The sequence below is a fragment of the Micromonospora sp. NPDC005197 genome (assembly GCF_040608295.1).
Lineage (GTDB): Bacteria > Actinomycetota > Actinomycetes > Mycobacteriales > Micromonosporaceae > Micromonospora.
In genome coordinates this window covers 1-14,315 of record NZ_JBEXHY010000125.1, presented here as the reverse complement: position 1 = coordinate 14,315, position 14,315 = coordinate 1, and the positions used below count along the sequence as shown (strand labels likewise).

At 72.7% G+C, this 14,315-nt stretch carries 16 protein-coding genes; 14 read left to right on the top strand and 2 right to left on the bottom strand.

Features of this window, described 5'->3' with window-relative positions:
* Positions 1-53: 53 nt before the first annotated feature.
* The 3 genes from hrcA (at position 54) to ABZU46_RS26680 (ending at position 3,031) form a co-directional block, all read left to right on the top strand.
* Positions 54-1,076 (top strand): heat-inducible transcriptional repressor HrcA, encoded by a 1,023-nt coding sequence (hrcA, locus tag ABZU46_RS26690; RefSeq protein ID WP_354862040.1) that lies wholly within the window; start codon positions 54-56, stop codon positions 1,074-1,076.
* Between the two features lie 73 nt (positions 1,077-1,149).
* On the top strand, positions 1,150-2,295 hold the full coding sequence (dnaJ, locus tag ABZU46_RS26685) for a molecular chaperone DnaJ (protein WP_172899204.1): 1,146 nt from the start codon (positions 1,150-1,152) through the stop codon (positions 2,293-2,295).
* A 1-nt stretch (position 2,296) separates the two neighbouring features.
* Positions 2,297-3,031: a 16S rRNA (uracil(1498)-N(3))-methyltransferase gene (locus ABZU46_RS26680; protein ID WP_354862035.1), complete on the top strand. Its 735-nt coding sequence runs from the start codon at positions 2,297-2,299 to the stop codon at positions 3,029-3,031.
* 201 nt (positions 3,032-3,232) lie between these two features.
* Here ABZU46_RS26680 and ABZU46_RS26675 read toward each other — a convergent pair whose 3' ends face one another.
* Positions 3,233-3,994 carry an SDR family oxidoreductase gene (locus ABZU46_RS26675; protein WP_354862033.1) on the bottom strand — a complete coding sequence of 254 codons (762 nt, stop codon included), beginning with the start codon at positions 3,992-3,994 and terminating at the stop codon, positions 3,233-3,235.
* Between the two features lie 47 nt (positions 3,995-4,041).
* Between ABZU46_RS26675 and ABZU46_RS26670 the strand changes: the two genes are divergently transcribed.
* From ABZU46_RS26670 to ABZU46_RS26635, 8 genes are all read left to right on the top strand, one after another.
* Entirely contained in the window at positions 4,042-4,401 is a 360-nt protein-coding gene (locus ABZU46_RS26670; RefSeq protein ID WP_354862031.1) for a histidine triad nucleotide-binding protein, read from the top strand.
* Positions 4,398-5,783, top strand: coding sequence for a serine hydrolase domain-containing protein (locus ABZU46_RS26665; RefSeq protein WP_354862029.1), 1,386 nt, complete (start codon positions 4,398-4,400; stop codon positions 5,781-5,783). The genes ABZU46_RS26670 and ABZU46_RS26665 overlap by 4 nt, the downstream gene beginning before the upstream one ends.
* A 131-nt stretch (positions 5,784-5,914) precedes the next feature.
* A complete protein-coding gene (locus ABZU46_RS26660) occupies positions 5,915-6,973 on the top strand; it encodes a PhoH family protein (protein WP_354862027.1) in 1,059 nt (352 codons plus the stop codon).
* 15 nt (positions 6,974-6,988) lie between these two features.
* The gene (gene ybeY / locus ABZU46_RS26655; protein WP_007463954.1) at positions 6,989-7,462 is read left to right on the top strand and encodes an rRNA maturation RNase YbeY; all 474 of its coding nucleotides are present in this window, start codon (positions 6,989-6,991) and stop codon (positions 7,460-7,462) included.
* Positions 7,438-8,862, top strand: coding sequence for a hemolysin family protein (locus ABZU46_RS26650; RefSeq protein ID WP_354862038.1), 1,425 nt, complete (start codon positions 7,438-7,440; stop codon positions 8,860-8,862). Before ybeY ends, ABZU46_RS26650 begins: the two co-directional genes overlap by 25 nt.
* Positions 8,855-9,241: a cytidine deaminase gene (locus tag ABZU46_RS26645; protein WP_234587216.1), complete on the top strand. Its 387-nt coding sequence runs from the start codon at positions 8,855-8,857 to the stop codon at positions 9,239-9,241. Before ABZU46_RS26650 ends, ABZU46_RS26645 begins: the two co-directional genes overlap by 8 nt.
* Positions 9,238-10,143 carry a GTPase Era gene (era, locus tag ABZU46_RS26640; RefSeq protein ID WP_354862025.1) on the top strand — a complete coding sequence of 302 codons (906 nt, stop codon included), beginning with the start codon at positions 9,238-9,240 and terminating at the stop codon, positions 10,141-10,143. Before ABZU46_RS26645 ends, era begins: the two co-directional genes overlap by 4 nt.
* A 163-nt stretch (positions 10,144-10,306) precedes the next feature.
* Positions 10,307-11,443, top strand: coding sequence for an acyltransferase (locus ABZU46_RS26635; protein WP_354862023.1), 1,137 nt, complete (start codon positions 10,307-10,309; stop codon positions 11,441-11,443).
* Here ABZU46_RS26635 and ABZU46_RS26630 read toward each other — a convergent pair.
* Complete coding sequence (locus ABZU46_RS26630) at positions 11,430-12,236, bottom strand: DUF4097 family beta strand repeat-containing protein (RefSeq protein WP_354862021.1); 807 nt, start codon at positions 12,234-12,236, stop codon at positions 11,430-11,432. The two genes, ABZU46_RS26635 and ABZU46_RS26630, sit on opposite strands and share 14 nt — an antisense overlap.
* 102 nt (positions 12,237-12,338) lie before the next feature.
* On the opposite strand from ABZU46_RS26630, the gene recO reads away from it, so the two are divergent.
* The 3 genes from recO to ABZU46_RS26615 all read left to right on the top strand — a co-directional run bounded on the left by recO (position 12,339) and on the right by ABZU46_RS26615 (position 14,277).
* Complete coding sequence (recO, locus tag ABZU46_RS26625) at positions 12,339-13,214, top strand: DNA repair protein RecO (protein WP_354862019.1); 876 nt, start codon at positions 12,339-12,341, stop codon at positions 13,212-13,214.
* 8 nt (positions 13,215-13,222) lie between these two features.
* A complete protein-coding gene (locus ABZU46_RS26620; protein ID WP_354862036.1) occupies positions 13,223-14,023 on the top strand; it encodes an isoprenyl transferase in 801 nt (266 codons plus the stop codon).
* 68 nt (positions 14,024-14,091) lie between these two features.
* Entirely contained in the window at positions 14,092-14,277 is a 186-nt protein-coding gene (locus ABZU46_RS26615) for a hypothetical protein (protein WP_121655421.1), read from the top strand.
* Positions 14,278-14,315: the final 38 nt, after the last annotated feature.

Below are 14,315 nucleotides of genomic sequence, written 5' to 3'. Positions count from 1 at the left end.
GGCCGTCGGCCCCGGGTGGGCCGCCGGCCGACGTGCGACAGGAGGTGCGGAGGATGGGTCTGGACGACCGCAAGCTCGCCGTGCTCCGCGCCATCGTCGAGGACTACGTCTCCACCCAGGAGCCGGTCGGCAGCAAGGCGCTGGTCGAGCGCCACCAGCTCGGGGTCTCCCCGGCGACGGTCCGCAACGACATGGCCGTGCTGGAGGAGGAGGGCTACATCCGGCAGCCGCACACCAGTGCCGGCCGGGTGCCCACCGACCGCGGCTACCGCCTCTTCGTCGACCGGCTGTCCCGGGTCAAGCCGCTCAGTCCCGCCGAACGTCGGGCCATCGAGCGCTTCCTCGTCGGCGCGGTCGATCTCGACGACGTGGTGCACCGCACCGTGCGCCTGCTCGCCCAGCTCACCCGGCAGGTGGCCGTCGTGCAGTACCCGAGCCTGGCCCGCTCCTCGGTGCGGCACCTGGAGCTGGTGCCGATCTCCACCACCCGGCTGATGCTCGTCATGATCGCCGACACCGGGCGGGTCGAGCAGCGGCTGGTGGAGCTGCCCGGCCCGGTCCCCGCCGACGACGTCACCGACCTGCGCCGGCTCGTCAACGAAAAGCTCGCCGGCGCCCGGCTGTCCGAGACCCCGCCGCTGGTGCAGGCGCTGGTCGAGGAGGCGCCGGCCGAGCTGCGTCCGGCGATGACCACCCTCTCCACCGTCCTGCTGGAGACGCTTGTCGAGCGGCACGAGGAACGCATCGCCCTGGCCGGCACCGCCAACCTCACCCGGGGCGGCCTGCTCGACTTCCAGGGCTCGCTGCGACCCATCCTGGAGGCGCTGGAGGAGGAGGTCGTGCTGCTCAAGCTCATCGGCGAGACCGAGCCCAGCACGACCCGGGTCCTGATCGGCGACGAGAACGAGTTCGACAACCTGCGCGCCGCCTCGGTGGTCAGCACCGGGTACGGCCCGGGTGCCACCATCGTGGGCGGCCTCGGCGTGTTGGGGCCCACCCGCATGGACTACCCCGGCACCATCGCCACGGTGCGCGCCGTGGCACGCTACGTGGGCGAGCTGCTGGCCCAGAACTGACCAGTCAGGGCCGACGGCCGGCTGCGGCCGCCGGTCGGCGTAACGCGAGACGAACATGAGGACACGGAACGCAGTGGCCAGGGACTACTACGGCATCCTCGGTGTCAGCCGGGAAGCCTCCGATGACGAGATCAAGCGCGCCTACCGCAAGCTGGCACGCCAGTTCCACCCGGACGTCAATCCGGACCCGGAGGCCCAGGAGAAGTTCAAGGACATCAACGCCGCGTACGAGGTCCTCTCGGACGACCGCAAGCGGCAGATCGTCGACCTGGGTGGCGACCCGCTCGCCCCGGGAGGCGGCGGCGCGGGCGGCCCGGGTGGCCCGGGCGGAGCCGGCCCGTTCGTCGGCTTCCAGGACATCATGGACGCGTTCTTCGGCGGCGCGGCAGGTGGCGCCCGTGGCCCACGGCCGCGGACCCGGCCGGGCGCCGACGCGATCCTGCGGCTCGAACTCGACCTGCACGAGACGGCGTTCGGCGTCGAGGCCCCGATCACCGTCGACACCGCGGTGCTCTGCACCACCTGCTCGGGCGCCGGCACGGCGGCCGGCACCCACCTGGCCACCTGCGAGGCGTGCGGCGGTCGGGGCGAGGTGCAGTCGGTGCAGCGCACCTTCCTCGGCCAGGTGGTCTCCGCCCGGCCGTGCACCGTCTGCCAGGGCTACGGCACGACCATCCCGCACCCCTGCCCCACCTGTGCCGGCGACGGCCGGGTGCGCACCCGCCGTTCGCTCACCGTCAAGATCCCGGCCGGTGTCGAGGACGGCATGCGGATCCGGCTGGCCCAGCAGGGCGAGGTCGGCCCGGGCGGCGGCACCGCCGGTGACCTCTACGTGGAGATCCACGAGAGGCCACACGACGTCTACTCCCGCAAGGGCGACGACCTGCACTGCCGGGTCACCGTGCCGATGACCGCCGCCGCGCTGGGCACCCGGCTCACCATCAAGACGCTGGACAGCGAGGAGACCGTCGACGTCAAGGCCGGCACCCAGCCGGCCAGCACGCTGCGGCTGCGCGCCCGGGGTGTGCCGCACCTGCGCGGCACCGGCCGGGGTGACCTCTACGTGCACCTCGACGTCCGGACGCCCACCAAGCTCGACCCCGACCAGGAGAAGATGCTGCGCGACTTCGCCAAGACCCGGGGTGAGGAGGTCGCCGAGCTGACCAAGCAAGGCGGCTTCTTCTCCCGGATGCGCGACGCGTTCAACGGCCACGCCTGACGTGTCCGCGCCGCTCTTCCTGGTCGACGCGCTGCCCACCGGCGACGCGCTGACCCTCGACGGGCCCGAGGGGCACCACGCCGCCACCGTGCAGCGGCTGCGCGTCGGCGAGGGGCTGCTGCTCGCCGACGGGCGGGGTGGCACGGCCGCCGCCGTGGTCACCGCCGTCGGCAGGGGCAGCCTGGAGGTCACCCTCACCTCCCGGGAGTACGCGGACGCGCCCGTACCCCGGATCGTCACCGTGCAGGGCATCGCCAAGGGTGACCGGGGCGAGCTGGCCGTGCAGGCGATGACCGAGGTCGGGGTGGACGAGATCGTGCCCTGGGCGGCGTCGCGCTCGGTGGTCCAGTGGCGCGGCGACCGGGGCGTACGGGCCCGCGAGAAGTGGGTCGCCACCGCCCGCGAGGCGGCGAAGCAGGCCCGCCGGCCCTGGCTGCCGGTGGTGGCCGGCGCGCCGGACGAGTCCACCGCGACGGTCGCCCGCCGCATCGCCGGCGCCGCCGCCGGGTTCGTCCTGCACGAGGAGGCCGAGGAGCGGCTCACCACCGCCGACCTGCCCTCCATCGGTGAGATCGTCCTGGTCGTCGGCCCCGAGGGCGGCATCGCTCCGGCCGAGTTGACCGCCTTCCGCGAGGCCGGCGGCCGGCCGGTACGCCTCGGGCCGGAGGTGCTGCGGACCTCCACGGCCGGCGTGGCCGCGCTCAGCGTGCTCGCCACCCGCCTCGGCCGCTGGTAGTCCCACCGCTAGCTGTGGTGACTCGTGTAGCTGTGGTGACTCGTGCCCCGACCCAGGCATCCCACCTTGTCCGCGTCCTTTGCTCTGCTTCAACCGACGCAACAGTTTCGGCCGTTGAGTGTTGCCGTGGTTGAAGCAGAGCAAAGGACGTGATGAGCAGGCGGGAGGCCCTGGCCGGTGGCGGCGCGGGCTGGCGGGTGGTCAGGTGCGCAGGTAGGAGGCGCCGTTGAGGTCGACGATCGTGCCGGAGGCCCACTCGGCCTCGGGGGACGCCAGCCAGTGCACCGCGGCGGCGATCTCCTCCGGCCGGGCCACCCGGTCGAACGGGCTCTGCGCCCGGATCGCCGCGCCCTCCGCACCGCTCAGGTACTCGGTGACCATGTCGGTCGCCACGAAGCCCGGCGCGACGGTGGCGACCGTGATGCCGTACGGCGCGAGGGCCACGGCGAGGGACTGGCCCAGCGCGTTGAGCCCCGCCTTGCTGGCCCCGTACGCCGGCTGGTGCGGCTCGCCGCGGAACGCGCCCCGGGACGACACGTTGACGATCCGGCCGCCACGCTCGCGCAGGTGCTGGGCGGCGCACCAGATGACGTTGCCGGCCCCGGTCAGGTTGGTCTCCAGCACCTGCCGCCAGCGTTGCTGCCACTCTTCGTAGGAGGCGCCGAAAATCGGGTGCGGGTCGTCCCGGTCGCCGTACGTCCCGGCGTTGTTGACCAGCACGTCCAGCCCGCCGAGCAGTTCGGCGGCCCGGTCGACCATGGCCCGGACCGCGTCCGGGTCGGTGAGGTCGGCGCGGACCACCACGTGCCCCGAGCCGGGCAGGCCCGCGCGCAGCTCCTCGGCCGCGTCGCCGGAGTCGCGGTGGTGGATGGCCACCCGGTCGCCGCTGGCGGCGAACGCCTCCACCACCGCGCGGCCGATGCCGCGCGAGGAACCAGTCACCAGTACCGCCCGATCCGTCATGCCGGCCATCCTGCCTCAGCCGTGCCCCGCGTCCTTACACTGCCCCGATGGGATCCGACTGCCTGTTCTGCCGCATCGTCGCCGGGGAGATTCCGGCCACCGTGGTCCGGGAGACCGCCACCACGCTCGCCTTCCGCGACATCGACCCGAAGGCCCCGGTGCACGTCCTGGTCATTCCGAAGGAGCACTACGCCGACGTCGCCACGCTCGCCGAGGGTGACCCGGCGCTGGCCGGTGCGGTGCTCGCCACGGCCGCCGCGGTGGCCGATGACGAGGGGCTGCTCGGCGACGGGTTCCGGCTGATGTTCAACACCGGGGTGTACGGCGGGCAGGAGGTGTTCCACGCGCACGCGCACCTGCTCGGTGGCGCGCCGCTCGGCCCGATGCTCGCCCGGGACCTGGCGTGACGGCCGGCCCGTACGCGCACGACCGGTTGGGCCGGCTGGTCCGCCGGGTGCAGGCCGACGCCCGGGTGCCGGCGGTGTCGGCGGCGCTGCACCGGGCCGACCGACCGCTGTGGAGCTGCACTGTCGGGGGCACCGGCACCGACAGCCCCTTGGGTCCGGGCACCCAGTTCCGGATCGGCTCGGTCACCAAAACCTTCACGGCGGTGCTCACCCTTCAGTGCCGCGACGACGGGCTGCTGGACCTGGACGACCCGGTGGGCCGGCACCTGGACCTTCCCGCACACGGCGAGCTGACCGTGCGGCGGCTGCTGTCGCACACCGGCGGACTGCAACGCGAGCCGTTCGGTGACGTCTGGGACACCCTGAACGCGCCGGACGCCGAGCAGTTGGTGGCCGGGCTGGACCGCGCCGAGCGGGTGTTGCCCACCGGCCGGCGTTTCCACTACTCCAACCTGGGCCTCGCCGTGCTCGGCCTGCTGGTCGGTCGGCTGCGCGGGGGCAGCTGGGCGGAGGCGCTCGCCGAGCGGGTGCTGACGCCGCTGGGGCTGACCGACACGACCGTGACCCCTCGGCCCTCGGCGGCCACCGGCTACCTGGTCGACGCGTACTCCGACGAGGCGCACCCGGAGCCGCCGACCGACTTCGGCGCGGTGGGCCCGGCCGCCCAGCTCTGGAGCACCGCGACCGACATGGCCCGCTGGGCGGCGTTCCTCGCCGACCCGGCGGCGCTCGACCCGGCCGGCGCGGTGCTCGCCCCGGGCACCCTGGACGAGATGCGCTGGCCGTTGACCACGACCGACGAGACGCTCTGGGGCGCCGGCTTCGGGCTCGGCCTGATCCTCGTCCCGCAGGGCGAGCGGGTGGTGCACGTGGGGCACGACGGGGCGATGCCCGGCTTCCTGGCCGGCGTGTACGGCCGGCGGGGTGGCGACGGCACGGCCGGCGCGATGGGCGCCGCGGTGCTCGGCTCGTCCGGCACAGCGGCCGAGTTGCTCGAACTCCCGCACCGGCTGCTCACCGAGGCGGTCGAGCACGATCCCGCCGACATCGAGCCGTGGACGCCCGGCGCACCCGCTCCGGCGGCCCTGCGGGGGGTGCTCGGCCGCTGGTGGGGCGAGGGTTTCGAGTACGTCTTCTCCTGGCACGACGGCGCCCTGCGGGCGCGCGGGGCCGGGGATGCGGCCGGCCGCCCCCCGGCGGTCTTCGCACCGCTGCCGGACCGGCCGGACGTGTTCCGGACCGTCTCCGGCCGGGAGGTCGGCGAGCTGCTGCGGCTGACCCGGGACGAAGCTCAGACGGTGGTCCGGATGCACTGGGCGACCTACCGGTTCACCCGCCACCAGGAGACCTTCGACCGGTACGACTTCCGGGCCGGGAGTTGATCGCGGCCAGCGGAAATGGGCGCGATGCGGCCCGCGTTGACCCGATACGATGGGTGTAACGTCCGCACGCCGTGCCAGCAGGGCCGGCGCCGAGATCGAGAGCAGGTGCGCAGGGCCCTTCGGCCCGACCTATGACCGGCACCCCACCTCCCGGCCCGCCCCGGGTGCAGACCAGGATCACCGTGCCCGACTCCAAGATCATGGTCAATCTGCTCGGCGCGGGCGACGAGATCCTGCGACTCGTCGAACGCTCGGTCGCCAGTGACGTGCACGTCCGGGGCAACGAGATCACGATCACCGGCGCCCCCGCGGACAACGCCCTCGCCGAGCGGGTCTTCAGTGAGCTGCTCGAACTCATCGAGAAAGGCGAGACCCTGACCACTGACGCCGTCCGGCGTACCGTCGGCATGCTCGAGCAGGGCAGCGCCGAGCGGCCCGCCGAGGTCCTGACCCTCGACATCCTCTCCCGTCGCGGGCGCACCATCCGCCCCAAGACGCTCGGGCAGAAGCGGTACGTCGACGCGATCGACTCGAACACCATCGTCTTCGGCATCGGCCCGGCCGGCACCGGCAAGACCTACCTGGCGATGGCGAAGGCCGTCCAGGCGCTCCAGGCCAAGCAGGTCAACCGCATCATCCTGACCCGACCGGCGGTCGAGGCGGGGGAGCGGCTGGGCTTCCTGCCCGGCACGCTCAACGAGAAGATCGACCCGTACCTGCGCCCGCTCTACGACGCGCTGCACGACATGCTCGACCCGGAGTCGATCCCGAAGCTGATGGCCGCCGGGACGATCGAGGTCGCGCCCCTGGCGTACATGCGGGGCAGGACGTTGAATGACGCGTTCATCATCTTGGACGAGGCGCAGAACACGACGCCCGAGCAGATGAAGATGTTCCTCACCCGACTCGGCTTCAACTCCAAGATCGTCGTGACGGGTGACATCACCCAGGTGGACCTTCCCGGCGGGACGAGCAGCGGCCTGCGGGTGGTCCGGGAGATCCTGGAGAACGTCGACGACGTGCACTTCTCCCAGTTGTCCAGCTCCGACGTGGTTCGCCACCGGCTGGTCGGGGAAATCGTCGACGCGTACGCCCGCTGGGACGCCGAGCGGGAGACCCAGCAGGCGCAGGGCGTCCACGCCGTTCCCGGGCGACCCGCCCAGGGCGGCCGGTCCGGCCGCCGCCGCTAAAGCAGAGGAAAGCAGTTGTCCATCGAGATCGCCAACGAGTCCGGTGTCGAGGTCGACACCGACGCCGTGCTCGCCGTCGCCCGGCACGCCCTCGACGAGATGGGGGTCAACCCCCTCGCCGAGCTCTCCGTGCTGCTGGTCGACATCGACTACATGACCGAGCTGAACCACCGCTGGATGGGTGGGGACGGCCCGACCGACGTGCTCGCCTTCCCGATGGACGAGGGAAGCGTCGACCACGGTCCGGGCGAGAGCGCCCCCGCCGGCGGCGAGCCGGCCCTGCTCGGTGACATCGTGCTCTGCCCCGAGGTCGCGGCCAAGCAGGCGGCGACCGCCGGGCACGCCTCAGCCGACGAGCTGCACCTGCTCACCGTTCACGGGGTGCTGCACCTGCTCGGCTACGACCACGCCGAGCCGGAGGAGGAGCGCGAGATGTTCGCTCTGCAGGCTCGACTGCTGGCGAGCTGGCGGTCGACCCGCACCCAGTGATGTCCACTCCTTCGTTACTCGCGGTCGGCCCCACGGCCGGCCTTCCCGACCTGCAACTGATCGTCTTCGCGGCGGGCCTGGTGGTGCTGGGCGGTGTGATCGCCATGACCGAGGCGGCGCTCGCCGCGGTCTCGCCGGCCCGGGCCGCCGAGCTGGCCCGGGACGGCGTGCGCGGCGCCCGGACCCTCCAGGTCGTGGCCTCGGACGTCGTCCGGCACCTCAATCTGCTGCTGTTGCTGCGGCTGCTCGCCGAGCTGACCGCCACCACGCTGGTGGCGTTGGTCGCGGTGGACAGCTTCGGCGCCGGCTGGCGTGCCGCGCTGGTCACCGCCGGCGCGATGACCGTGGTCAGCTTCGTGGTGGTCGGTGTCGCGCCGCGCACCATCGGCCGGCAGCACGCGTACGCGGTGGGCCGGGCGGTCGCGCCGCTGGTCCGCTGGCTGGGCCGCGCGCTCAACCCCCTCGCGTCGCTGCTCATCCTGATCGGCAACGCGGTCACCCCGGGGCGCGGCTTCCGGGAGGGGCCGTTCGCCAGCCAGGTGGAGCTGCGTGAGCTGGTGGACCTGGCCGAGCAGCGCGGCGTCGTGGAGCACGGCGAGCGTCAGATGATCCATTCGGTCTTCGCGCTCGGCGACACCATCGCCCGCGAGGTGATGGTCCCGCGTACCGAGATGGTGTGGATCGAGGAGGGCAAGACCCTCGCCCAGGCGTTGGTGCTCTTCCTGCGGTCGGGTTTCTCCCGCATTCCGGTGATCGGGGAGAGCGTCGACGACGTGCTCGGGGTGCTCTACCTCAAGGACCTGATCCGGCGGTCGCGGGGCGGCGACCCGGACGCCGAGCAGTTGCCAGTGGCCGAGCTGATGCGCCCGGCCACCTTCGTCCCGGAGTCCAAGCCGGTCGACGATCTGCTGTCGGAGATGCAGGCGGCCCGCAACCACCTGGTCATCGTGGTCGACGAGTACGGCGGCACCGGTGGTCTGGTCACCATCGAGGACATCCTGGAGGAAATCGTCGGTGAGATCACCGACGAGTACGATGTCGAACGCCCGCCGGTCGAACGCCTCGCGGACTCCTCGGTGCGGGTGACCGCCCGCCTGCCGGTGGAGAACCTGGGCGAGATGTTCGGCGCCGATCTGCCCACCGACGAGGTGGAGACGGTCGGTGGCCTGCTCGCCCAGTCGCTGGGACGGGTGCCGATCCCCGGAGCGCAGGCCGAGGTGGCCGGCCTCCGGCTGGTCGCCGAGGGCACCACGGGCCGGCGCAACCGGATCGACACCGTCCTGGTCAGCAGGGTGGAGTCGGGCGACGAGCAGGACAGCACCGGGCGCGGCGACCATGCCGGCCCCGGGGACGACCCGGATCATTACCGAGACGAGGAGAGGCAAGCCGCCGATGCCTGAGACACCCGCCGCGCCCGCCGCCCGGCCCACCCCCACCGCGCCGGGACCGCTGAGCGCCGAGGACGGCAAGCTCGTCGTCCTGGCCCGGGGCGCCCGCGGGCGGGTCGGTGCCGTGGAGGGGGCCGCGGTCCGGGACTCCGACGGCCGGACGTACGCGGCGGCCAGCGTCGCGCTGCCCTCGCTGACTCTCACGGCCCTGCAGTTGGCGGTGGCCTCTGCCGTGGCCGCCGGTGCGGGCCGGTTGGAGGCGGCGGTGGTGGTGACCGAGGCGTCGACGCTTGACGGCGCCGGGCACGCCGCGGTACGCGACCTCGCCGTGGACGCGCCGATCCACGTGGCCGCCCCGGACGGCACCGTGCTCGGCACGGTGACCCAGTGAGCCCCGTCCGGGATCCGGAGCCGCGTCCGTACCGGGCCGGGTTCGGCTGCTTCGTGGGCCGGCCCAACGCCGGCAAGTCCACCCTGACGAACGCCATCGTCGGCACCAAGATCGCGATCACCTCGAACAAGCCGCAGACCACCCGGCACGTCATCCGGGCGGTGCTGCACCGTCCGGAGTCGCAGCTGGTTCTGGTGGACACGCCGGGTCTGCACCGCCCCCGTACGCTGCTCGGTGAGCGCCTCAACGACCTGGTCCGCTCGACCTGGACCGAGGTCGACGTGATCGGCCTGTGCATCCCGGCGGACGAGCCGGTGGGGCGCGGCGACCGGTTCATCACCGGCGAGCTGGCCGAGCTGAAGGCGACGGTGCTGGCGGTGGTCACCAAGACCGACCTGGTGGACAAGCGCCGGCTGGCCGAGCAGTTGCTCGCGGTCAGCGAGCTGGGCGAGTTCGCCGAGATCGTGCCGGTGAGCGCCGTCTCGGGGCATCAGGTGGACACGCTCGTCGACGTGATGACCAAATACCTGCCGCCGTCGCCCCAGCTCTACCCGGACGACATGCTGACCGACGACCCGGAGCAGGTGATGGTCGCCGAGCTGATCCGGGAGGCGGCCCTGGAGGGCGTCCGCGACGAGCTGCCACACTCCATCGCCGTGGTGGTCGAGGAGATGATCCCCGAGGGTCAGGTCATGAAGATCTACGCCGACCTGTACGTGGAACGGCCCAGCCAGAAGGCCATCGTCCTCGGTCACAAGGCGAGCCGGCTCAAGGAGGTCGGCACGAACGCCCGCCGGCAGATCGAGGAGCTGCTGGGCAGCCGGGTCTATCTCGACCTGCACGTGCGGGTCGCGAAGGACTGGCAGCGCGACCCGAGGCAGTTGCGCAAGCTGGGCTTCTGAGCGTCATCCGGCGGCCCTGCTGAGGGGCGGGTGCCGGTCGGCCTGATCGTTTCCGGTCGGCCCCATGGGCAGCCTCACGATCGGCCGGGGTCGGCGTCGTTTGGCGCGCGGGCCGCGAAGGGTAGGGGAGAAAGCACCGCGTCCCCGATCCAGATGCAGGCTGATGCGCAACAGATACCTCGATCTGCTCCGTTTCCTCGCCATCGTCCGGGTGGTCGTCTACCACGTCACCGGCTGGGCGACCCTCACCCTCGTCTTCCCCGCCATGTCGGTGATGTTCGCGCTGGCCGGCTCGTTGATGGCCGCCTCGCTCGCGCGGTCCGGCCCGGTGGCGGTCGGCCGCCGGTTGCGCCGGCTGTTGCCGTCGCTGTGGGTGCTGGCGGCCGTCTTCGTGCCGGCCATGCTGCTCACCGGGCTGGCGCTGTCGCCCCGGGTGCTGCTGTGGCTGTTCCCGATCACCGACCCGCCGGCGAACAACTGGGGCGCCCTGGCGCTGAGCATCATCTGGTACCTGCGGGACTACCTGTGGTTCGTGCTCGCCTCGCCGGTCGCGCTCTGGCTGTTCCGGCGGGCCCCGCTGCCCACCCTGCTCGCCCCGTACGTGGTGCTGGTGACGATCGAGGTGGGGATCTACCCGGCGCCGCCGGTGGTGCGCGAGTTCGGCCTGTACTTCGGCGCGTGGCTGCTCGGCTTCGCCCACCACGCCGGGATGCTGCGTCGACTCACCGGCCGGGTGCTGTACCCGCTGTCGCTGGGCCTCGCGGTCGTCGGCGGGGCCTGGATCGTCACGCATCCCGGCCCGCGCGGGTACGACCTCAACGACAACCACCTCGGCAACGCGCTCTGGTCGGCCGCGTTCATCCTGGTCGTGCTGGGTCGGGCGCCGGCCGGGGTGGCCTGGCTGGAGCGCAGCCGGCTGGCCGAACGGGTGGTGACCGTGTTCAACCGGCGGGCGCTCACCATCTATCTCTGGCACATGCCGTTCGTGGTGGCGCTCACCCCGCTGGTCGACGTGGTCGGTTGGTCGCACCAGGACCCGGTGGGGCTGGCTGTCCGGGTGCTGCTGGTCTTCGCGCTTGTCGGTCTGGTCACCCTGGCCGTCGGCTGGGTCGAGGACGTCGCCGCCCGTCGCCGCCCGGAGCTGATCCCGGGCGGGCCGCCCCGCCCGACCGTCCCGCCGGCCCCCTCCGACGGTGGCCCGGCGGGTCGTCTCGGAGTCGGCGAGACTGTCGGACGGGCGGCCGTACCGGCGCAGCGGGTGTCCGGTGCGGCGGCGACCGTCGAGATCAACGCTGGCTGATCGACACGTCGCCGCTGCCGGCCGAGCCGTCGAGCACCAGGGAGGCGGCCGGGTCGTCGGCGACGGTGATCCGGGCGTCGCCGGAGCCGGTGTTGGAGCGGACCCGGTAACTGCCGGCCGGCACCACCAGCGAGACGTCCCCGCTGGAGGCGTGCAGACGCGCCGAGGCGGCGGTCTCCAGCTCGACGACGACGTTGCCGGAGCCGGCCTCGGCGTCCGTCGTTCCGCCCACACGGCGAGCCGTGATGTCGCCGGAGCCGGCGCGCAGTCGTACGGCCGAACGGGCCTCGCTCAGCTCGATGTTGCCGGAGCCGGTCTCCACGTCGATCGCACCGGCGACGTCGCTGATCCGCACGTCGCCCGAGCCCAGCCGCAGCTTCACCGCGCCGACCCTGGTCAGCTCGACGTCACCCGAGCCGCTCTCGCCCTGCACGGTCACGCCCCCGGGGACGGTCACCTCGTACGAGACGCTGCACCGGTCGCCGCAGTCGGTGTCCAGCACCAGCTCGCTGTCCTTGATCTCGTACCGGGCCTTGGGTTCGCCGCCCTGATAGCGCACGACCCGCTTGATCCGTGCCTCGCCCGCCGTGCCGTCGCCTCGGACGATCACGTCTCCGGAGCCCCCCTGCACCCGGATGGTGCTGATCTTCACCGCCTCGGTGTTGTCGTAGTCGAGCCGGCGGAAGGACAGGTTGTCGCACCCGGCGAGCAGGATGAGGGCGGTGGCCAGCCCCAACGCGACGGGCGCGGTGGCGTGGCGACGACGGGCGGCGGTGGTCTCGTGCAGTGCCATGACGAGCACGCTACGGCCGGTGACGAGCCGGGCGCATCGGGGTTCGTCCGCGCGTCCACCCCGAACCAACCCTGATTTCACACCCCGAGGGAGAATGGTCCGATGGCCGGGTACCGCCGACAGCTCTACCGCGACGACGCGGTGGTGCTGCGCGTGCAGAAGCTCGGCGAGTCCGACCGGATCATCACGCTGCTCACCCGCCGGCACGGCCGGCTGCGGGCGGTCGCCCGGGGGGTCCGGCGCACGATGAGCAAGTTCGGCGCCCGGCTGGAGCCGTTCGGTCACGTCGACCTCCAACTCGCCGGCGACCCCAAGGGCAACCACGGCAGCTCGCTGCACACGGTCAGCCAGGTCGAGGGCATCGAGCTGTACGGCAAGCGGTTCCTCGGCGACTATCCCCGCTACACGGCGGCCAGCGCGATCGCCGAGACCGCCGAGCGGCTGACGCCGGTCGAGCGGGAGCCGTCGCTGCGGCTGTTCCAGCTCACCGTGGGGGCGTTGAAGGCGCTGTCCCGGGGCGAACACGCGACCACGCTGGTGCTCGACGCGTACCTGCTGCGCGGGATGGCTCTCGCGGGCTGGGCTCCGGCGCTGATCGCCTGCGCGGTCTGCGGCACCCCCGGGCGGCACCGCGCGTTCTCCGTGCCGGCCGGCGGCGCGGTCTGCCCGGACTGCCGGCCGCCCGGCGCGGCCCATCCCGCGCCGGCCACCATCGACCTGATGTCCGCGCTGACCACCGGCGACTGGGTGGTCGCCGACGCCACCGAGACCGGTGTACGTCGGGAGTGCAGCGGGCTGGTCGCGGCGCACCTCCAGTGGCATCTGGAACGCGCGCTACGCTCGCTGCCGCTGGTCGACCGGGGGCCCTCGGTCGCCGGCACGGTCCCGCCGCCGGGCGGCGGTGGGGCTGCGATGCTCCGGCCGCACGGTGACGTCGAGGCCGGTGCGGACGGCACGAGCAGGGAGAGAGCCGAGTGATCCGATCGATGAGGTCCGGCCGGCGGGAGCCGACGCCACCGACGCCGCACCCGTCCGGTGCCCGGCCGCCGGCGCTGCCGAGCGAGGCGGTGCCGAAGCACGTGGCCGTCGTGATGGACGGCAACGGCCGGTGGGCCAAGGAGCGCGGGTTGCCCCGCACCAAGGGCCACGAGGCGGGGGAGCACAGCCTCTTCGACACCATCGAGGGCGCGATCGAGATGGGCATCCCCTACCTGTCGGCGTACGCGTTCTCCACCGAGAACTGGCGGCGCTCGCCCGACGAGGTCCGGTTCCTGATGGGGTTCAACCGGGACGTGATCCGTCGACGCCGCGACCAGCTGGTCGACCTCGGCGTCCGGGTGGTCTGGTCGGGGCGGCCGGGGCGGTTGTGGAAGAGCGTCATCTCCGAGTTGCAGACCGCCGAGGAGATGTCCCGGGGCAACTCGACGCTGACCCTGCAGTTCTGTGTGAACTACGGCGGGCAGGCCGAGATCGGCGACGCCGCCGCGGCGATCGCCCGGGACGTGGCGGCCGGTCGACTGGACCCGTCGAAGGTCACCGAGAAGACCGTCGCGAAATACCTGTACCACCCGGAGATCCCGGAGGTGGACCTGTTCCTGCGGCCCTCCGGCGAGGAGCGGATCTCCAACTTCCTGCTCTGGCAGACCGCGTACGCCGAGTTGGTCTTCCTGGACACCCTCTGGCCGGACTTCGACCGCCGCCACCTCTGGTACGCGTGCGAGCTGTACGCCCAGCGGGACCGGCGGTTCGGCGGCGCGCTGCCCAACCCGGTCGCCCCGACGGTCTGAGCGAGGCTTATCCACCCGTCACGCTGGGTATCAGGAACGTCAGAAGCCACTGACGGAGGTGAACCCACATGATCCAGAAGCGCATTGCCCAGTGGGCGGTGATGGCGATCGCGGTGCCGTTGGCCGCGGCCGGCGCCCGCCGGCTCAGCCACACCCTGGAGGCCCGGCGTGGTCCCTCCGGGGCGACCCGGCTGCTGACCAGGGGCGCGGATCTGATCCGCCCGCAGAAGGCCAAGCGCCGCCGGTTCTGGTAGTTCCCGACTCTCCGGCGCCGCCCCGCACACGACGTGCG